Annotated in this window: 21 protein-coding genes; 16 read left to right on the top strand and 5 right to left on the bottom strand. The window is 54.5% G+C overall.

Annotated features, from left to right (window positions below; genetic code table 11):
• Window positions 1-48 precede the first annotated feature (48 nt).
• The 9 genes from H8E27_07880 (at window position 49) to H8E27_07840 (ending at window position 5608) form a co-directional block, all read left to right on the top strand.
• Complete coding sequence (locus H8E27_07880; GenBank protein ID MBC8325528.1) at window positions 49-306, top strand: glutaredoxin family protein; 258 nt, start codon at window positions 49-51, stop codon at window positions 304-306.
• Complete coding sequence (gene lipA / locus H8E27_07875; protein MBC8325527.1) at window positions 303-1196, top strand: lipoyl synthase; 894 nt, start codon at window positions 303-305, stop codon at window positions 1194-1196. The genes H8E27_07880 and lipA overlap by 4 nt, the downstream gene beginning before the upstream one ends.
• Before the next feature lie 66 nt (window positions 1197-1262).
• Window positions 1263-1499 carry an AbrB/MazE/SpoVT family DNA-binding domain-containing protein gene (locus H8E27_07870; protein ID MBC8325526.1) on the top strand — a complete coding sequence of 79 codons (237 nt, stop codon included), beginning with the start codon at window positions 1263-1265 and terminating at the stop codon, window positions 1497-1499.
• Entirely contained in the window at window positions 1492-1917 is a 426-nt protein-coding gene (locus H8E27_07865) for a PIN domain-containing protein (GenBank protein MBC8325525.1), read from the top strand. Before H8E27_07870 ends, H8E27_07865 begins: the two co-directional genes overlap by 8 nt.
• Window positions 1914-3920: an NAD-dependent DNA ligase LigA gene (gene ligA, locus H8E27_07860; protein ID MBC8325524.1), complete on the top strand. Its 2007-nt coding sequence runs from the start codon at window positions 1914-1916 to the stop codon at window positions 3918-3920. The genes H8E27_07865 and ligA overlap by 4 nt, the downstream gene beginning before the upstream one ends.
• 205 nt (window positions 3921-4125) lie before the next feature.
• Window positions 4126-4626 (top strand): tetratricopeptide repeat protein, encoded by a 501-nt coding sequence (locus H8E27_07855; GenBank protein MBC8325523.1) that lies wholly within the window; start codon window positions 4126-4128, stop codon window positions 4624-4626.
• Window positions 4627-4671: 45 nt separating this feature from the next.
• Entirely contained in the window at window positions 4672-5025 is a 354-nt protein-coding gene (locus H8E27_07850) for a DsrE family protein (protein ID MBC8325522.1), read from the top strand.
• A gap of 9 nt (window positions 5026-5034) precedes the next feature.
• The gene (locus H8E27_07845; GenBank protein ID MBC8325521.1) at window positions 5035-5424 is read left to right on the top strand and encodes a DsrE family protein; all 390 of its coding nucleotides are present in this window, start codon (window positions 5035-5037) and stop codon (window positions 5422-5424) included.
• A gap of 1 nt (window position 5425) precedes the next feature.
• A complete protein-coding gene (locus H8E27_07840) occupies window positions 5426-5608 on the top strand; it encodes a hypothetical protein (GenBank protein ID MBC8325520.1) in 183 nt (60 codons plus the stop codon).
• Between the two features lie 55 nt (window positions 5609-5663).
• Here the strand turns inward: H8E27_07840 and H8E27_07835 are convergent, their stop codons facing one another.
• The 4 genes from H8E27_07835 to H8E27_07820 form a co-directional block, all read right to left on the bottom strand.
• Complete coding sequence (locus H8E27_07835) at window positions 5664-6410, bottom strand: hypothetical protein (protein MBC8325519.1); 747 nt, start codon at window positions 6408-6410, stop codon at window positions 5664-5666.
• A 294-nt stretch (window positions 6411-6704) separates the two neighbouring features.
• Window positions 6705-7739, bottom strand: coding sequence for a hypothetical protein (locus H8E27_07830; protein MBC8325518.1), 1035 nt, complete (start codon window positions 7737-7739; stop codon window positions 6705-6707).
• Entirely contained in the window at window positions 7736-8230 is a 495-nt protein-coding gene (locus H8E27_07825) for a hypothetical protein (GenBank protein MBC8325517.1), read from the bottom strand. Before H8E27_07825 ends, H8E27_07830 begins: the two co-directional genes overlap by 4 nt.
• A gap of 27 nt (window positions 8231-8257) precedes the next feature.
• On the bottom strand, window positions 8258-8548 hold the full coding sequence (locus H8E27_07820; GenBank protein MBC8325516.1) for an AHH domain-containing protein: 291 nt from the start codon (window positions 8546-8548) through the stop codon (window positions 8258-8260).
• Window positions 8549-9415: 867 nt separating this feature from the next.
• Here H8E27_07820 and H8E27_07815 point away from each other — a divergent pair.
• The 3 genes from H8E27_07815 (at window position 9416) to H8E27_07805 (ending at window position 11643) form a co-directional block, all read left to right on the top strand.
• Complete coding sequence (locus tag H8E27_07815) at window positions 9416-9715, top strand: 4Fe-4S binding protein (GenBank protein MBC8325515.1); 300 nt, start codon at window positions 9416-9418, stop codon at window positions 9713-9715.
• A gap of 137 nt (window positions 9716-9852) precedes the next feature.
• Window positions 9853-11109 carry a hypothetical protein gene (locus tag H8E27_07810; GenBank protein MBC8325514.1) on the top strand — a complete coding sequence of 419 codons (1257 nt, stop codon included), beginning with the start codon at window positions 9853-9855 and terminating at the stop codon, window positions 11107-11109.
• A gap of 78 nt (window positions 11110-11187) precedes the next feature.
• Window positions 11188-11643, top strand: coding sequence for a hypothetical protein (locus H8E27_07805; protein MBC8325513.1), 456 nt, complete (start codon window positions 11188-11190; stop codon window positions 11641-11643).
• A gap of 88 nt (window positions 11644-11731) precedes the next feature.
• Here H8E27_07805 and pyrF read toward each other — a convergent pair whose 3' ends face one another.
• On the bottom strand, window positions 11732-13000 hold the full coding sequence (pyrF, locus tag H8E27_07800; protein MBC8325512.1) for an orotidine-5'-phosphate decarboxylase: 1269 nt from the start codon (window positions 12998-13000) through the stop codon (window positions 11732-11734).
• Window positions 13001-13970: 970 nt separating this feature from the next.
• On the opposite strand from pyrF, the gene mfd reads away from it, so the two are divergent.
• The 4 genes from mfd to H8E27_07780 form a co-directional block, all read left to right on the top strand.
• On the top strand, window positions 13971-17426 hold the full coding sequence (mfd, locus tag H8E27_07795; protein ID MBC8325511.1) for a transcription-repair coupling factor: 3456 nt from the start codon (window positions 13971-13973) through the stop codon (window positions 17424-17426).
• A 32-nt stretch (window positions 17427-17458) separates the two neighbouring features.
• Window positions 17459-17887, top strand: a complete 429-nt coding sequence (locus H8E27_07790) for a hypothetical protein (GenBank protein MBC8325510.1) — start codon at window positions 17459-17461, stop codon at window positions 17885-17887.
• Between the two features lies 1 nt (window position 17888).
• A complete protein-coding gene (gene mtnA, locus H8E27_07785; GenBank protein MBC8325509.1) occupies window positions 17889-18992 on the top strand; it encodes an S-methyl-5-thioribose-1-phosphate isomerase in 1104 nt (367 codons plus the stop codon).
• 197 nt (window positions 18993-19189) lie between these two features.
• Window positions 19190-19395 (top strand): DUF4339 domain-containing protein (locus H8E27_07780; GenBank protein ID MBC8325508.1); only part of this gene is annotated, 206 nt, incomplete at its 3' end.

The following is a 19395-nucleotide window of genomic DNA, read 5'->3' as shown; positions in this document are numbered from 1 at the left end:
AACGTGATTTGCCAGCAGCCCGGAAAAAGCCAATGATGGCCGCGCAATATGTATCAGCCTGAAACAGTAATCCTTTACGTGAAGCCCGTATGCGGCTGGTGCCGCCAGGCGGAGCATTGGCTCACCAGTCAAGGCATCGAATTTGAAACGGTCGATGTGATTGATAACCCGGAAGCCTTCGAGGAAATGGAACGGCTCTCCGGCCAAACTCTCGCGCCGGTGATCGCCGTGGATGGCCAAGTGCTGGCAGATTTCGGCGCGCGCGAGTTGGTGGTATTTTGGGAAGGGCTCGGGAAATCAAAATGAGCGCCGTCGCCGAACCAGCCCCTTCGCCACAAAAACGCCCGCGCCTCCCGGAGTGGTTTCGGCTTCAACTGCCGACAGCCAGCGCGTACTTCGCCACGCGTAATCTCATCGACGATCTCAACCTCCACACCGTTTGCGAAAGCGCGCGCTGTCCGAATCACTGGGAATGCTGGAGCAAAGGCACCGCCACTTTTATGATCGCCGGCGATCGCTGCACGCGCGCGTGTGGTTTCTGCGCGGTGGATACCCGCAAACCGATGGCGCTCGAGGCCGACGAGCCCGAACGCGTTGCCGAAGCCACGCGGCGGATGAAGCTCAAACACATCGTCATCACCGCCGTGGCCCGCGATGATTTGGCCGATGGCGGCGCGGCGCATTTTCAAAAAGTCATCGAACGCGTACGCGCGGTAAATCCGGAAACCATCATTGAAATCCTCACGCCGGATTTTTTGGATGACGATGCGGCCATCGACACCGTGCTCGCCGCGCGACCTGAAATTTTCAATCACAACCTCGAAACCATCCGCCGCCTCACCCCCGAAGTGCGTTCGGTGGCGACGTACGACCGATCGCTCTCCGTTTTGAGCAAAGCAAAAAAACGCGCCCCGGAAATTTTCACCAAATCCGGCCTCATGCTCGGCCTTGGCGAAACGGAAGCCGAACTGCACGAGGCGATGGCCGACCTGCGCGCCGTCGGCTGCGACCTCCTCACGCTCGGCCAATACCTCCAGCCCACCCAAAAGCATTTGCCCGTCGTTGAATTCATCCATCCCGATCAATTCGCCGAACACAAAAAAACCGCCGAGGCGATGGGTTTCACCCACGTCGCCAGCGGGCCGTTGGTTCGCAGTTCGTATCACGCGGATGATTTCGTGCTGCCGGCACAATGAGTTCAAGTTTTACCAAACCAAACCAGTTTGGTTGACGGATCGCAAGTTTTACCGTAAGTTGTCGGTATGAAAACATTGCTTTCGGCCAAACGACAAATTTCCATCCCCAAAGCCCTGTGCGAGGAACTGGAGATGGCCCCCGGTTCCCACGTGGAATGGGAAATCCGCGACGGTCTGCTCATCGGCACGCCGCTGCCCAAGGATGCTTGGAAGAAACTGCGCGGTATGATTCCACGCGCGGCGGCCAAGCGTGGCTGGAAGGCGTTCGAGGATATGCGCCGGGAGGAGCGCGCCCGTGGCTGAGCGGCGTTGGCTGGATACCTCGGCAATTTTGTCGTGGATTTTCGATGAACCCGGCGGCGAGCAGGTGGAGGCGGCATTGATGGAGGCTGATGCCAATGGCACAACGCTGCTGGCGTCCGAGTGGAGTCGAGTGGAGGTGGTGTTTGGGCTCGTGCGGCACGATCGCGAGACGTGGGATTTTTGCTGGCGGATTGTTCGCGATGCGCCTTTGGAATGGATTGCTTTGGGCGAGGAGGAATCCGTGGCGGCGGGGCAGCTGCGTGCGGAGTATAAAATGAGCACTGCGGATTCCGCTATCGTTACACAAGCGGCAGCGCACGGCTGTGAACTGTGGCACAAAGATCCGGAGTTTGATGCGTTGCCAAAAAATTTTGTGAAAGTGAAGCGGTTGCCGTACAAGAAGCGCAGAAAAAAATGAGCGCGATGGAAAACAAAAAACGGCACGCGGTGTTGGCGGAGGAGATTCGTCGGCACGATCACGCTTATTATGTGCTGGCGGAGCCGAGCATTAGCGATCCGGATTATGATCGGCTCTATCGCGAACTGCTGGATTTGGAGGAGGCGCATCCGGAATTGCTGACGGGGGATTCGCCGAGCCAGCGCGTGGGTGGCAAACCGGTGAGCGAATTCCCAGAGCATCGGCACGCGCAGCCGATGATGAGCCTCGATAACACTTATTCGTTTGATGAACTGGCAGAGTTTTTGAAGCGGGTGGAAAAGCGGTTGCCGGAAGCGGAACTGGACTGGACGATTGAGCCGAAAATCGACGGGCTGGCGGTGAGTTTGCGTTATGAAAATGGCGTGCTTGCTGTGGGTGCCACGCGCGGCGATGGGGCGAGTGGCGATGACATCACGGGGAATTTGAAAACGATTCGCAGTTTGCCGTTGCGGTTGCCAGCGAAGGCACCGGCTGTGCTCGAAGTGCGCGGCGAAGTGTTTATGAGCTGCGCGGGGTTTGCGAAGTTGAACGAAAAACGCAAGGCGGAAGGCGAGGAACCGTTTGCCAATCCGCGTAATGCGGCGGCGGGTTCTGTGAAAATGCTCGATCCCAAAATGGTGGCGGAGCGGCCGTTGGGGGTAATCCTGTACGGGCTTGGCGAAGTGAAGGGCGAGGTGCCGCCAACTCAAAAAGAAGTGGTGAGTTGGCTGGGGCAATTGGGCTTGCCAACGGCAGGGAAAATTTGGACGGGTCAATCGCACGTGGACTTGGTGGAGGCCATCAACGACTTGGATACTGCGCGGCACGAGTTTGATTACGAAACGGATGGGGCAGTCATCAAGCTTAACAATTTATCGCTTCGCGAACAATGCGGCGTGACGTCCAAAGCGCCCCGCTGGGCGATCGCGTACAAGTACGCGGCGGAACAGGCGGAGACGGTTTTGAAAGCCATCACTGTTCAAGTCGGCCGCACGGGGGCGTTGACGCCGGTGGCGGAATTGGAGCCGGTGTTGATCGCCGGGAGCACGGTGGCGCGCGCGACGTTGCACAATGAAGAGGAGATTCAGCGCAAAGACATTCGCGTGGGCGACACGGTGGTGATTGAAAAAGCGGGCGAGATTATTCCGGCGGTGGTGGAGGTGGTGCTGGGCAAACGGCTCAAGAAAGCGACGGCGTTTGTGCTGAACAAAGAATGCCCCGAATGCAAATCAAAGGCGGGGAAGGATGAGGGGGATGTGGTTTGGCGTTGCCCGAATCCGGATTGCCCGGCGCAGGTGCGGGGGCGGTTGGAGCATTTTTGCGCGCGCGGGGCGATGGACATCGAAGGTGGCGGTGAGGTGTTGGTGCGGCAGTTGGTGGGGAGCGGTTTGGCGCTGAATGTGGGCGAGCTATACAAGTTGGCCTTGGCGGAGGTGGCGGGGCTGGAGCGGATGGCGGAGAAGTCGGCGCAAAATTTTATCGATGGATTGGAGGCGAGCAAGCAGCGGGATTTGTGGCGGTTGATTTTTGGGTTGGGGATTTTGCACGTGGGCGCGGGTGTGGCCAAGGCGTTGTGTCGGCGGTTTTCGAATTTGGATGAATTGATGGATGCGTCGCAGGAGGAGTTGGTGGCGATTGATGATGTGGGTGAGGTGATTGCGAAGAGTGTGCATTTTTGGTTTGGCGATCCGCAGAATCGCGCGCTCGTCGAAGTGCTGCGCAAGGCGGGATTGAATTTTGAATCTTCAATCGTCATTTCCGGCGAAGCCGCCGGACCGCTCGCGGGGAAGGCGTTGGTGCTGACGGGCACACTACCGAATTTGAAACGCCACGAGGCGGCGGCGCGCATTGAGGCGGCGGGAGGCAAGGTGATCGGCAGCGTCAGCAAGAAAACTGATTTCGTGGTGGCCGGCGAATCGGCGGGGAGCAAGCTGACGAAGGCGGAAAAATTGTCCGTGCCGGTGATTGATGAATCGGAACTTTTGCGCCTGTGCGGCGAGTGATGGGAAAAAGGTGCCATCCAATTTCGCACAATCTTTTTGTTTTCAGCTAAAAGCGCGGTGAATAACCCGAGCTTGGGCGTTGGCCCGGTTTCTGCTAAACACTATGCCGTTGCGAGGGAGCCGCACGAATTCACCAAGGAGGGGGAATCAACCAGCCGTTTTATGAAGGTGCATCGTGTTTTCGCATTTGGGGCAAGCAATGAAGATGGGACAATTGGAACCACCGGACACGCATTTCCTGTCCGGCGCTGAAGGGTGGATGGAATTGGGGGACTACGATTCGGCCTTGGCTGAGTTGGAGTTAATTTCACCGGACTACCGGCGGCACTTTGATGTGCTGCAGGTGCGTTGGCATATTCACAATCGCATGCAGGATTGGGAGCGTTGCCTGAACATCAGCCTTCAAATGATCGAGGTGCAGCCGGAGATGCCGCAGGGCTGGATCAACCATGGCAACGCGCTCTTTTATCTTGAGCGTTTCGACGAAGCCTTCAACTTACTCGTGCCGATGCTCAAACGCTTTCCGCACGACGAGGCCATCCCGTACAACCTCGCCTGTTACAAATGCCAAAGCGGCGCCATCCAGGAAGCTCGCGAATGGCTGGAGTGCGCCCTCAAAGTCGGCGACTCCAAGCGCGTCAAAAATATGGCCGTCAACGACCCCGACCTCACGCCACTGTGGGAGCACGGAGTGAAGATCAAATAAACGCCGCCGATTGACACCCTCGCGCGGCCTCATTACCCTCGCCCTATGGAGCCGGTGCAGGAGCAATCGCCCGATGTGCCCAATGTGGCGAAAGCGCGCAAACTGGGTATTCTGATTTCTGTCGCGCCCACGCACGCCAGCTTTCACCACGGCCTCCAGCTCGCCGCCGCCGCACTCACCGCCAAAGACGAAGTCTACCTCTACTGCCTCGACGACGCCGTGGCGGGGGTGGAAGACCAACGCGTCCAAACCCTGCGCGGCCACGGCCTCCGCCTTTTTGCCTGCGCCTATGCCTGCCAACGGCGCAAAATTGTCCCCGGCGAAAACGCTTTGTACGGCGGCCTCACATTGCTCAACGACGTAATGTCCTCCACCGATCGCTTTGTCAGTTTCAACTAAAATAGTTTGATGGAAACCCTCGCCGACAAATTGCAAGTCGACCTCAAGCCCAAGCGCAAAGTGCTCATCATCATCGATGCCGATCCGCGCACCAATCCGCGCGCGGCCGAGGCCGTGCGTTTGGCGGGCGGCGTGTGCGTTTGGGAACAGGTGGAAGTGAGCGTCGTGCTGCACCACGCCGCCGCCCACGCGCTCAGCGAAGCCGCGGCGGATTTGCCCGACAGCAAAATGTACAAACAATTCCTCCCGATGGTTCGCGAAAAAGGCGGGCGCGTGTACGTGATGCCCGATGAGCAAACAATGGAAGCCCTCGACACCGAAGTGATTTTGAAAAACCGCCTCAAAGAACCCGCCCTCGCCGAGCTGGCCGCCGAAGCGGAAATGGTAATGAGATTTTGAAATGGCCCGCATCATCCACATCCTCACCCGCGAAGACGATCCGTTGCCCGCCGGCATCATCGCCGCCCAGGAAACCATCGGCCACGAAACCCGCGTCATCGACCTCACCGAAGTGGACCCCAACGGCGACTACTCAATCCTGCTCGAAGAAATTTTCGCCGCCGATTCCGTGCAAGTTTGGTGAGCAAACAAGTCATGATATCTGTGTCGCCAGACCATCTTAGTTTTTTGATTTCCACTTACGTTTGAAGCAGAAGTTGCTTGGGAATCAGGGGGTCATCAATTTCCACTGTTAGTCCCCGAAAGTGGCAGAGGTTGGCGAGGCCCAGACCCCAGACAGAGAGGTATACGTCAACCGTGAGATTAAACATTCCCGCGCCACGTGAAAGTTTGCGATGGCCCTTAAGCAACAGTTTAAAGGCTTCAGAGAGTGGGGCTTCATTGTGTTCGGCGATGCATCGCAACACTTGGGCATGGCCTTGGAAATAGACCCCGTCTTTTGTTTTGCACTCAATATCCAGTGCTTCCAAACGCTCTGAGACGTCATCGGATTCAAGCGTCACGCTTTTGACGGCAAAGGCAAAGTAGCAGGAAAAACGGTGGCTTAAGTAATCGCATCGTTGCTGGATCTCGTTAGCCACCTGTTTGGACAGCGCTTCATTGCCAGCGGCCAATGCATCAAGTGAGCACTTGTATGCGGGTATGACGTCCACCATAGAACAACATACCGTTCCTTCATTTGAATACTTGGCAAGCAAGTTAAGCCAACATTCCACTGAACTAGCCATAAACTCAGGGAATAGATTCCATTCGCCCTCAACAACACCTTGGTAAACGGCAATCGCCCTGTATTCATCCTGCATGCTCGACGTGACCGTTCCCAATGGGTTGTCGCCAGATTCTTCAATAATCTTGTGACAACGGTTCAAGCTTCCCCGATAATATTCTAAATTCTCTTTGATGCGCGCTAGATCTTCTGCATTCATGGGATGTTAACTACATTCCAACGATTGACTCCGTCGGGGCCCAACACATTAATTTTTCGGCGGATACTATTAGGATTCGTTTGAATTGCTTCGTTCAAAATCCTGCCGGTTTCAACGACTTTTTGATTCTTGCTTTCCAACATTCTTTTTATATTACCCTCAACCCACTCACTGCTCATTTGTTTTCCCATATTGGTTGTCGGAAGTTTTGGTTGAGGCGGGGGCTTCCAAGCCCGTATGCGATCACCCGTTGCCCCAACCAAAATGTACTATACTCCGTACCGATTGCCGTGCTTAAAGTTTCAGTTCCCGGAGAGGCGCAGGGTGGAGCTGGCCCGAGTCAGTAATGCAGGCGAGGAGGCGGGTGGAGGGGGCGGCTTTGGCGTGAATGGCGGGCCAAGTCTTGATTACGGATTCCACGAGGTTGGCCATCAATACTTCATAGCGTTTTTCAAACTCGTCATCCTCTTCCGGAGTCGGGGAATCGGCCTGATATACGGCGTGGGCGTGGGCGTACTGATCTTGAAGGGTGGGGATGGTGATTTGGCAGCAGCCCCGTTCATTGCGATTGAGGGAGCCTTGCCGTTGGGGAAAGACAATCACGCGAGCGGAATCAGGCCAAAGCTCAATCATCAGAAGCGGCCAGTTTGTGGAGTCATGAAGGGGGAATATTTCGCGGTAATAATAACGGGCTAGCTCGGCGAGGCAGTGCTCAATGGAATCGCCGATAGCTTCGCCGAGAGCGAAATGGCCTTTTTCGGAGGTGCGTTCCCAAGTGATCCCCATGGGGCGTTCGCCGGATGCTGGCTGGGGGGTAGGAAAGCAGGCCGGGTTGTGTTCGAGAGTACCGGTGGCGCCATCGAATTCAAGGAGGGGATAGGGATTGACCGGGTTGGAAGCAGCGGTGATGTAGATGTGCAGCTTGCGGTTCGGTTCAAACTGTTGGTGCACCTTGGGCCATTCCTGCCGGACAAACTCGCACACCTGCCCAGCAGCAATGCGGAAGGCCCTCCACCGTTCTTTTCCGTCCTTGAAAGGACGAAGCTGTGTATCAAAACGTTTACTCAGAGATGGCGAATTTATCGATACCATTCCACGTTTGAGCGGAGTAATTGGAGGCAACCGCCTAGGGGTTGCCTTGAATCCACCTTCAGAAATGTGGATATGCACGAGTTGCCATTCTTCATTCTGATGGAGTGGGAGGATGTCTTCATAAAATACTCGAGCAAATTCATGAATATTATTCTGCATTGTGGTGCTGTTAAAAGCATGGCCTTTGCACTCTAAGTAATCCCCATTTTGTTTCTGTCGTTTTTTCCAGCGGGTCATAATGGGATGTCCTTTAGTGAAATTAGATGTCCTTCCATATCCATATTTGAAGATTCAATGATGCGGGCTGTTATTCGTGCACCTGGAGCCATTTTAGTATGCACCTCCGGCCATACCTTGGCAACTGTGTCCGCCATCTCAGAAACCAACAGTGTATGCCTTGAGGCAAATTCATCAAACTGTTCTTGTATGAATGATTCCATGCCACGCAATGCATCATTTTGTTCGTAACGTTTTTTTAATTCTTTGATCGAAATTAGGCAAAGCCCTTTAATTTGAGAAGAAAATTCCTTCAGCTCTTGGGGTGTCAGTGGCCCTTCTTCTTGACGTGGATAAACCTGAATCCAACCTTCGTGCGGCCAATAATCAATTATGAGTATGGGCCATTCTGAGTACGGGTGAGCCGGGTATATTTCCGCGTAATAAAAACGCGCCAACTCAGCGACTCCTTCTTCGACGCCCCCTTTTTCTAAAATCGGCTGCAAATCCACTTCTGTAAGGAGAATGTTTCCATTGGATCATCTTAGCCTTTGGGTTCCGCTGACTTGTTCAGCTAGCCTGTTCTTGATGCGGCCGGTGTAATTTTCGAGAATAGATCTGGCTTGTTCAGGGGATAAATTCGGATTTTCTTTAAATAACTTATCAAGTTTAGATTCAATTGCACTCGTATATTTTGGGTGCGATCCGTTGTGTTGTGTCTTTGGCAATCGAATTCCATTTTTAGCTCCATTAAAATTGAACTCCGCAACTGCCGCTCGGACAATTCCAAGATGGGTAAAAAACTGAAGGAACCATCGTAATGGCTCCATTGGAGTTGGGGGATGCCTTGGGGATTAGTCACAAAAGTGGAGACGTGCCCATGACGCCGGGCCATCCATTCGCGGTAAAGCGCGTATCGTATCACCTCAATCGCTAAGTCCGCGGGAGTTTCACTGCTGTCCATAAAAAACATATATTTGTCATCTACTTGAAGCGACTGCCACCAAGCTTTGCCCCACATATGTGAGGGCCAGTGCTTGTGGAGAGTCACCCCCATCATAGCCGCTAAGTCTCGGAGGTCATTCACATAGTTGGGCGAGCCCAAGTCTGCGGTGAATGGCGTTTGACATTGGGTTGCATTGCTATGGTCGCGTTGCTCCAGCTTGGTGGAAGATGCCGGATTGTTCTCCCTCAATCCCCCCTCGGCCCATGCTTGCAACAGAGGATATTGTGAACCCGCAATCCCGGAAACAGTAGAAATACAGTGCTCCAAGTTTTGGACATCGTGCGCTTGTAGCCGCGCACTGAAAGGGGAGGTAACAATCCAGAGAAGGAGCAATACAGAAATCCTGCGCATACGTTTAGGGTATGAAAACGGTTTTAACTGTCAAGAGGGAATTCGGGAAAGAAAGATCCGCTAATTCGGCCCGACAAATGGGGTGTTTGTGTTGGAAGAAATTTTCGCCGCCGATTCCGTGTAGATTTGGTGATTCAAAATCGGGGGAGGGCGAAGCTCCTGCTGAGCCGAAGGGCGGCATAGTCGCCCTTCCGAAAGCACACGCCCGGCTCAGCAGAAGCTTCGCCCTCCCGGATGGAAGATTCTCAAAACGTGAAACTCCAAAGCAGATTGACTTTTGAGCCTCAAATGAATAGCCTCCCGCAACTCGTGGATGACCCGCGGGCGGGAGAAAAAAATTATGGCTTACGTTGTTACCGGTGCCTGTGTCGATTGCGTTTACACGAGCTGCGTGGATGAATGTCCCGTGGCCGCCTTTCACGAAGCGCCCGACAAACTATTGATCAATCCCGAAACCTGCATCGACTGCGATGCGTGCGTCGCCGCGTGCCCCGTCGAAGCCATCCACGCCGAAGACGATGTGCCCGAAGATCAACAGGAATGGATCGCCATCAATCTGACCGCCGAAGAATTCCCAGTCATCGAAGCCGCCAAAGATGCCCTCAAAGGGCCCAAGTGCGTGAATCCAAACGCGGCTTAATTTAGCCGCGCTTCAAATTTTTCATTTCGCCAATCCGGCCAAACTTTCGAGGATTGCCTCGATAGTAGTGTGTAGATTTTCGGTGGTGAACCTAAATAAAAGCTTGCGCGTATGTGAGGTTCTGTCATTTTTTTGAAATGAAGCGCATCTTGTATATACTGTTCGGCTTCTCTTTAATCACCTCACAAGGCGTTCAATCCTTGCAAGCCCAAGATGGAAGCTCACACTACGGTGATTTCTTCACTAGTTATATGCCATGGCTCACTGAGGAGGAGGCTTTTGAAATTGAGCCTGCATTCCAATATATCGAGACGTTTTGGGCTTTCAAAGGCGAATACCCACAACCGGTTTACTCCGATTCAGGGGAGCCCACATTGGGTTCTGAATACCCAGAGATTGCCCAGTTAGACTTTGGGGAATGCAACCATTTTCTAGATGTCATTTTCAATGAAAGTGATTTTGATGATGGATATGGGGCGGGCGATGAAGCGTATGATTCGGTGGCAACCCTGCTTTCAGATCTCGATTCATACAATGACCCGTATCGCAGCTTTTTCGATTTGCTAAACACAACCGATTACCATATTGAGGCACAAACCGAGATCAGCAATGAGAACACTGAGCCTCAAGAGCAACAAAAAACTTCGGAACAACAAACAGAATTCCAAATTGCTGGCGATAGCGATGTTACTGAGAATTACAAAATGGCGGCTGTTTCGCCAGCGGACGTGAAGAAATGGCTGGAAGCACAAGCTAAAGCTAAAGCTGCTAAACTCCAGAAGAAAGTTATTGATGCTTATATACACAAAATATTACTACCGGATCTAAGGGTTAAACTAGGGCCGAAAAATATAGATAATCCAACGGCTTTTGAATTGGGTTGGTTATATGCGCTTGGAACTGGAAATGCGCGAAAACATTGGGATTTTTATGATGGGCATAAAATGACTGAAGACTTGAGGCGGTCGAGGAAAATTAGAAGCATTGTTGAGCTAGCGAAAGAGAAATTGTCAACAGAATGTATTGGCTATAAATTCGATCCCGAAATATCCCTGTTAACATTGGGAATGGATGGCGTAAGAACTGCCAAAGGTACATTTAGGAAAGACTTGGGTGGATGGGATGGGCCAATAATATTTCTGAATGATTATTCAGTTTTCATCATTGGCGACAAATTGGGTGGCAACAAAACTTCAACTTTTTTAGGAACTTATGCTGGAAACTGGGAGGCAATTGGACATTGCTGGCCAAGGGTTGGCGGGGTTCAGATAATAGCCAAAAATGATTCAAGCCTAGTCTCTGCTACGCGTTTTCCTGTTATCGGATACGCAGACCGCATTGTTGGAGGCCGCAATGTTGCGAGCGTGTACGAATTAATTCTCAACCGGAGCTAAAAATACCGGTTTCCATTTTTCCGGAAATTAATGATGCAGGCAAGCCGCTTTCAACTATATCGCAAAAGTTTATGATGCATGAAATATTTGAATTCTAATTTTATTAAACATTTTGCATTCAGCACACTTTTATGTTGTTCATGCAGCGACCCTGAAGGCGTTTACATTGGCCATTATTACGATGGTAATGAGACCATTACGTTGAATGCGGATGGAGCTTATCGGCAGGTTTTTTTCTACAAAGGGCAACTTCTTTATGACAAAACGAATTTGTGGTCAAAGGTTGAAAATGAAATAACGTTTCACCAGTTCCATTGTATTGAAGAATGGTTTGAGTTGGAGAACGGATTGAGTCACCGACATCCGTTGGACTTTATTTTTGCTCATTCCTTTTCGTCGATCACAAATGAAAGGGGTGATTATATTTACCCACCGTATGAAAACTTTGAGGGGCAAATTTATTCATTTGGCAAAGGGGGCCGAATCCGGTTTGGAGGTATTGAAATCTATAATGAGCTTGAAAAAGTAAAATAAGCGCAAATTTGATGTCGCCCAAGTTTTTCTCAGAGGCCCCAAGTGTGTGAACCCCAACGCGGCTTAATTTAGCCGCGCTTCAAACTTTTCATTTCGCCAATCCGGCCAAACTTTCGAGGATTGCCTCGGCGGCGGCGCGTGGGTTTTTGGCGGCGCAGATGGGTCTTCCGATGACGAGCCAACTGGCTCCGGCTTCGATGGCTTGGGCGGGGGTCATGATTCTTTTTTGGTCGCCGGTGGCGCTGTTGGCGGGGCGGATGCCGGGGGTGACGAGCTGTATGTCGTCGGGGAGGATTTTTCGTAGGGGGGCGATTTCCATTGGGGAACAGACGAGGCCTTTGAGGCCGGCGGCGGTGGCGAGGGTGGCGAGGTGTTGGACTTGGTCGGCGGGATTTTTTTGGATGCCGAGTTCTTCCAAATCACTTGTGTCCATACTGGTGAGGACGGTGACGCCGAGGATGAGGGGGGTGTTCTCGGATTCATCAGCAGCGGCTTGGGCGGCGCGGAGCATTTGGGTGCCGCCGCTGGCGTGGACGGTGAGCATTTGCACATCGAGCCGCGCGGCGCTGGCGACGGCTTTGGCGACGGTGTTGGGGATGTCGTGAAATTTGAGATCGAGGAACACGCTCGCGCCGGTGTCGCGCACGCGGCGGACGATGTCGGGCCCTTCGGCGACGAAGAGTTCTTTGCCGATTTTGAATGCGCCGACGGCGGGGGCGAGTTGTTCGGCGAGCGCCAGTGCGCGGGTGGCGTCGGGCACGTCCAACGCGGCGATGATGGGATTCTGATGATTCAACGCGCGGAGGTTAGCATCCGCGCGTGTGGTTGAACAGCCGGAAGCAGTTTTAGGGTTTACGCGGCGCGCGGCGGGGGTCGAAGCGGCCGTCGAGTTTTTTGGCTTTCTCGGGGTCGCCCATATCTGTGAGGCGTTGGCCGACGCGGTCCATCCACACGAGCACTTCTTTGTCCTGCGTTTGCACGCGGAGGGTGGCGAGATATTGTTGGCGGGCTTGGAGGGTTTCGGCGGGTACGTTGCGTCCTTCGCCGAGGCGGCCGAGATAATATTGGACGTTGCGCAAGCCGTCGTAGCGATTGCGTTTTTGTTTGTTGGGATCGGGATCCTGAGAGGCGAGCATTTGAAAACTTTCGACCATGCGCTTGTTGATGATGATGTTGGCGTCTTCGTTGACGCCGATGTAGTTGGCGGCAATCTGCCGGATGCTGCCGCGGTTGCGGTCGTCCAAGTCGGGGTTGTCGTAAAGATTGGCAAGGATGGGCATCGCTTTGGAGCCGAGCACGCCGGTAAGGTAGCCGAGCACGGAGCGGTCGATATATGTGAACTCAACTTCGTTGCCATCGCGCTCGCGGCGTTTGCCGGTGCGGACGAGTTGGGTTTTGGCTTGGTCAACGAAGCGGGTGTCTTTGTGTTGGCGCAAAATATTAAATAGCATTCCGCGGTTTTGGCGGTCGAGCGCGGAAACCTCGCGCCCTTCCTCACGGATGGGCAGTAAAAGCAAATCGCGCGTGGCGAGCAGATACGTTTCCATGTGCACCTCGGGCGAAAGATTCTCGAGGGCTTGGGCGATGTACGCCACCTCGACGGCGCGCTGGGTTTTTTTGAGAACGCTGAGCAGCGCTTGTTCGGCGGCGGGGATGGCGTTGGCATCGCGCTTGCCAATGTGGCGCACGGTGTTCAGCAAACCAATCCGAAGGCTGGGTGGAAAAATGGGATCGGGATAAATCCGGCCTTCCAGCCAGACGCCTGAGATTATTTCCGATGTGTTTTCGCGATACTCGAGGTCGACATTTTGGTTGAGGAAATTTTCGATGGCCGGGAGCGCTTGTATGCCCATTGAGGTGAGCTCCTCAAACTGGCGAATGACCTGCCGCACCTGGATGCGGTGGGCGTCGGTATTGTTCGAGCGCCGGTCTTCGTTTGAGAGATCAATCTGCTTCAAATAGTCCAACACTTCCTGTGCCGATCCCGTGGCCGCGCCGGGCACCACCACTTCTTGGACGATGACTTTGGGTTTGCGCGCATTGGCGGCGTTCAATTCAGAGCGCAAACTGGCGAGTTGTTCCTCGAGTTTGTTGGTGGAGGATTCCGCGCGCGCTTCGCGGTTCACCGTTTTCTGGCCGGAGACGATGACGTACGTTCCCGCGATGGAAACTGTGGCGACTGCAATAATGGCAACAATAATTTTCATTTTATAAAAAAACTTCCGCCTTTTTGACGCGTTTTCGTTGGAAAGGGTTACGCCAAATCACTTCGGGGCGCGCTTGACTGCCGGCGTCGTGCGTGCATAGCTGTGCGCCGCGTCCCTTGGATGAGTGGACGATCAAAATTGTTCAATCAGATTTCCGCCACGCCCTCGGGCCATGCCCTGTGGGAAGCGGTGGCGGCGGGCGGCGCTGTGTCCTGCGCCGGTGTGGACGCCGCCGGTTGGGCGCATTTGGCCGCGGAAATCCGCGTCCGCACCGGCCGCACGGTGGTGCTCGTGGTCGCCAAGCTTAAGTTTCAGGAAACACTGCAGCAGGATTTGGAAACGTGGCTGCGCCTGATGGAGGTGGACGCGCCCGCGCGGTTTTATCCTGACTGGGAAGTATTGCCGCACGAAAACAAACTCCCCCACGCCGATGCCATCAGCGAACGGCTTGAAGCTTTGCAATCGCTTGCGGGCGAATCAGTGCCGGTCATCACCGCCACGGTTGCATCACTGATGCAGTGCACGCTGCCGCCTTCGGAGATCGCCCATCGCACGCGCACGTTGCGGCTGGGCGAGCGGTTGGATCCGCTGGACTTCATCGAATGGCTGGAGGCGCAGGGGTACGAGCCGGAAGCGCAAGTCACCGCGCGCGGGGAAATTTCGTTGCGCGGCGGCATCGTCGATGTGTTTCCATTTACGACGCCGTGGCCGGTGCGTTGCGAATTTTTTGGTGATGAATTGGAATCGCTGCGTTACTTCAATCCGCTCAGCCAAGTTTCGCGCGAAAAAATCGACAGCGCCACCTTCGCGCCCGGCGGCGAAATGGGTTTGCTGCGTGATCTCAAAGATAAATCACGCGCCACGTTGCTGGATCATTTGCCGGACGACACCATTTTGCTTTTTTGCGATCCCGATGCCATCACCGAGGCCGCAGCGGAGAAGGTGATGGAGGTTCCCCCGGGCGATGCATTTCATGTGGAGTGGACGACGCTGCTCGCACGCATTGATGACCGCAAACTTTCGTGCGTGGAACTGCACGAACTGGCTGACGAAGCGGCTGATCTCACATTGGAAATTCACAGCCTCGAAGCCTTTCGTTCGATGGATCAGCGCGCGGTGGAGCCGCAGTTGGTGGAAGCGCAGCGGCGCGAATTTTTTGCGCAACTTCACCGCTGGCGGAGGCAGGATCATGCGGTGGTGGTGCTGTGCAATAACGAGGGCGAGCAGCAACGCTTGGAGGAGCTTTGGCGCGAATATGGGTTTGCCGAAGATGGCGCATTGGAGATTGCTCAGGGCGCGTTGAGTCGTGGCTTTTTATTTCCCGCCGGCAAATGGGTGGTGGTGAGTGATGCGGAAATTTTTGGACGCTACAAAGTGCAACGTCCGCGCCGGCTCAAGAGCCGCCACGGCTCGGCGATGCGTTCAGCGTTTGATATTAATTTCACGGAAATAGAGGAGGGCGATTTCGTGGTGCACGTGCAGCACGGCATCGGGCGGTTCGAGGGGATGAAAGTGCTGCCGCTTTCCGGCGCGCGCGAAGGTGAATCGGAGAATGGCCACGAATGCCTCGTCATCGAATACGCCTCCACCGATCCGGACAATCCACCGCCAAAACTTTATGTGCCCGTGAGTGAAGCGCATCTAGTTAGTAAATATGTTGGCGCAGGCAATGCCAGTCCGGCGCTCAATACGTTGGGGGGCAAGCGCTGGATTAAAACGAAAGAGAAAGCCGAGCGCGCGGTGGCCGATCTCGCCAGCGAAATGTTGCGCATCCAAGCTGTGCGTGAGGCGGAGGAAGGATACGGTTTTCCGGAGGACAGCGCGTGGCAACGCGAATTCGAAGCGGCGTTTATCTACGAAGAAACGGCCGATCAGGAAAAATCCATCAACGACGCCAAGAGCGATATGCAGCGGCCCAAGCCGATGGATCGGTTGATCTGCGGCGATGTTGGCTTTGGCAAAACCGAGGTCGCCATCCGCACGGCGTTTAAGGCGGTGATGGCCGGCAAACAAGTGGCCGTGCTCGTGCCCACCACGGTTTTGGCGCAGCAGCACTTCAATACGTTCGCCGAGCGGATGGCGGATTATCCGGTGCGCGTGGAATTGCTCTCGCGCTTTCGAACCAAAAAACAACAGCGCAAAACGATCGAGGCGATGTCCGCCGGCGCGGTGGATATTGTCGTGGGCACGCATCGGCTCGTGCAGTCGGATGTGAAATTCAAGGACCTCGGCCTCGTGGTGATCGACGAGGAGCAACGCTTCGGCGTCGCGCACAAAGAACGCTTCAAGCAACTCCGCACGCACGTGGACGTGCTCACGCTTAGCGCCACGCCCATCCCGCGCACGCTCTACCTCGCCCTCACCGGCGCGCGCGATATGAGTACCATCGAGACCGCCCCGCAAGATCGGTTGCCCGTCGAAACCATTGTGGCTGACTATAACGAAAAAATTATCCAACGCGCCATTCGCCGCGAGTTGCATCGGGGCGGCCAGGTTTTTTTCCTGCACAACCGCGTGGGCTCCATCTACACGATGGAACAAAAATTGCGCGCCATCGTTCCCGAAGCAAACATCCTCGTTGGGCACGGCCAAATGAAAAGTCATGAACTGGAAAAAGTAATGACCGCCTTCATCAATGGCGAAGCCGACGTGCTGCTTTCCACCACCATCATCGAAAGCGGCATCGACATTCCGAACGCCAACACCATTATCATCGACCGCGCCGATCGCTTTGGCCTCAGTGATCTTTATCAATTGCGCGGTCGTGTGGGCCGTTACAAGCATCAGGCGTACGCTTATATTTTGCTGCCGCGCCACGCCGCGTTGTTGGCCGACGCGCGCAAACGCATTAGCGCCATCAAACAATATTCCAGCCTTGGCAGTGGATTCAAAATCGCGATGCGCGATCTGGAAATTCGTGGCGCGGGCAATCTGCTCGGCTCCGAACAAAGCGGCCACATCACCGCCGTGGGTTTCGAAATGTATTGTCAGTTACTCAAACAAAGCGTCGCGCGGCTTAAGGGTGAAAAAGTAAAACCGCGCATCGACGTGGAAACCCGCTTTGATTTTCTCGCGCTCAGCCCCGAGCAAATTACCGGCCCCAAAGTCAAACCCACCGCGCAGCCGCGCAAAAAATCGCCGGAGATCGCCGTGCCGCGCGAGGAATGGGAATGGGCCGAGTACGACGATGTCGTGGAACGCGCCGAGGAGGAGAACACCTGCCCCATCGCGCCTGCGTATATTCCGCTCAATTACATCCAGCCGCCGCGCCAGCGCATCGACGTGTATCGTCGCCTCGCGCAGGCCGATTCGCGCGAGGCGCTCAAGGCGTTGCGCGAGGAAATCGTGGATCGCTTTGGTCCGTTGCCCGAGGCGATGGAGCATTTACTGTTGGTTTCCGAGCTGAAAATCATCGCCTCCAGCAAAGCAATTACCTCGATTGTGGCCGACAAAGACCGCCTTAAACTCCTCCGCAATGAGGATTATATTTCACTGGCCGGCAAATTCCCGCGTCTGCAAAAAAAGACCGCCGGGCCGCGCCTGCGCGAGGTGAAAAAGTTGTTATTGGCATTGTAACCGCCGCAACGCTATCTTGCGCGCACGCCAATATGGCCGAGAAAAAAACTAACAATCCGAAAAAACTATCGCGCCAGGAACAGCGCGACCTCGACATCGAGATCCATTTTCTCGAAGGCGTCGTGAAGCGCGATCGTCGCTACGTGGAGGCGCTGCAACTTTTGGGCGACGATTACACCCGCCGCGGTCGCTTCGAGGAAGGGCTGAAAGTCGATTGTCGGCTCGCCCGCCTTTGCCCCGATGATCCGCTGGTGCATTACAATCTCGCGTGCAGTTTTTCCCTCACCGCCGAATTTCGAAAAGCGGCCAATGCCCTGCGCAAAGCGTTACACTACGGCTACCGCGATTTTGATTTTCTGAAAATCGATCCCGACCTCGAACCCCTACGCGGTCAATCCATCTACGCCCAACTCGAAAAAGAAATCGCCGAGTTTGAAACAGGCGAAACAGGCGAGGTGTGAAATGATCGTCCGCGTCAAGGGCCGCCGTCGTCATTATCGCACCGTCTCCTTTTCCGCGCGCACCAACGAAGTTGTCCTCATTGAGCAGCGCAAACTCCCGCACACCTTCGAGCTCACACGCACCAAGAATTTCAAACAAACCGCCCGCGCCATCACCAATATGACCGTGCGCGGCGCCGGCGCCATCGGGGCTACCGCCGCGTATGGATTCGCCCAAGGCGCGCGCGCTTTTACTGGCAAAACCGAAGCCGCCTTCGCGCGGTATCTCCAGCGCGTTTACGAAACCCTCGCCGCCGCGCGCCCCACCGCTGTTGATTTGGTAAATGCCCTCAACGAAGTCCGCGCCGCGATGGCTGCTGGAAAAACCATTTCCCAAAAACAAAAACTCGCCCTGCGCGCTGCCGAGAATTTTGCCGATGACGACATCGCCCACTGCGAAGCCATCGGAAAACACGGCGCGAAATTGATTAAGAACGGCACGCGCGTGCTCACCCATTGCAACGCCGGTTGGCTCGCCTTCGTGGACATCGGCAGCGCCACCGCCCCGATGTACGCCGCGCAAGCGCAGGGCAAAAATTTTCACGTCTACTGCGACGAAACCCGCCCGCGCTCCCAAGGCGCAGCGCTCACCGCGTGGGAACTCGCGCAGCAAGGCGTCCCTCACCAAGTCATCGCCGACAACGCCGCCGGACACCTAATGGCCCGCGGCGAGATTGACCTCGTCATCACCGGCAGCGACCGCACCCTCGGCCGCACCGGCGAGGTCGCGAACAAAATCGGCACCTACACCAAAGCCGTATTAGCCGCCCGCCACAACATCCCCTTCTATGTCGCCATCCCTCTTTCCACCCTCGACTGGAATTTAAAAGACGGCAAAGATATCCCCATTGAAGAACGTGAAGAAGCCGAAGTGTTGTGCGCCTGGGGCACCGACACCCGAGGCCACTTCCGCCAAATCCAAATCGCCAACCCCACCAGCCCTGCTCGAAATCCCGCCTTCGACGTAACACCCCCAGAACTCATCACCGGCATCATTACGCCGAAGGGGATTTATAAGCCTCACAAAATGTGGGCTAATCGAGAAGTGCTTGAGTCTACCAAGTAAAGTAGGTTCAACCACTCTTCGGAGTATAAACTGGGCCTGTATTTCATTGCATTTTGGCTTAAGATGGCCCCTGTCTGGCAGACTCTGGATAACATTTATAATGCATTAATTAAGAAAAAGAGTTTACAAAAGTACTTTTTGATGCCAATTACAGTCTTTCGAACATTTAGAACTGCCATGGTTGGAATAAATTTTCCATGCAAATTTTTATCTTAAAAAATGGCCACCAAACTGGTCCATTGAGCATAGAGCAGGTCAATCAAGGGTTAGTCAAGGGAACCCTTGAAGGGGCAGATCTAGCTTGGCACGGGGGACTACTGGAATGGATTCAATTAAGGGACATGAAGGAAATAACCCTGCCATCAGGTTCAGTTCCACCCAAGTTTGATCCCAGTGCCTTCAA

The organism is Limisphaerales bacterium (assembly GCA_014382585.1).
GTDB lineage: Bacteria > Verrucomicrobiota > Verrucomicrobiia > Limisphaerales > UBA1100 > JACNJL01.
Note: the sequence above shows the minus strand (reverse complement) of the source record. Positions and strands in the feature narration are given on the sequence as shown.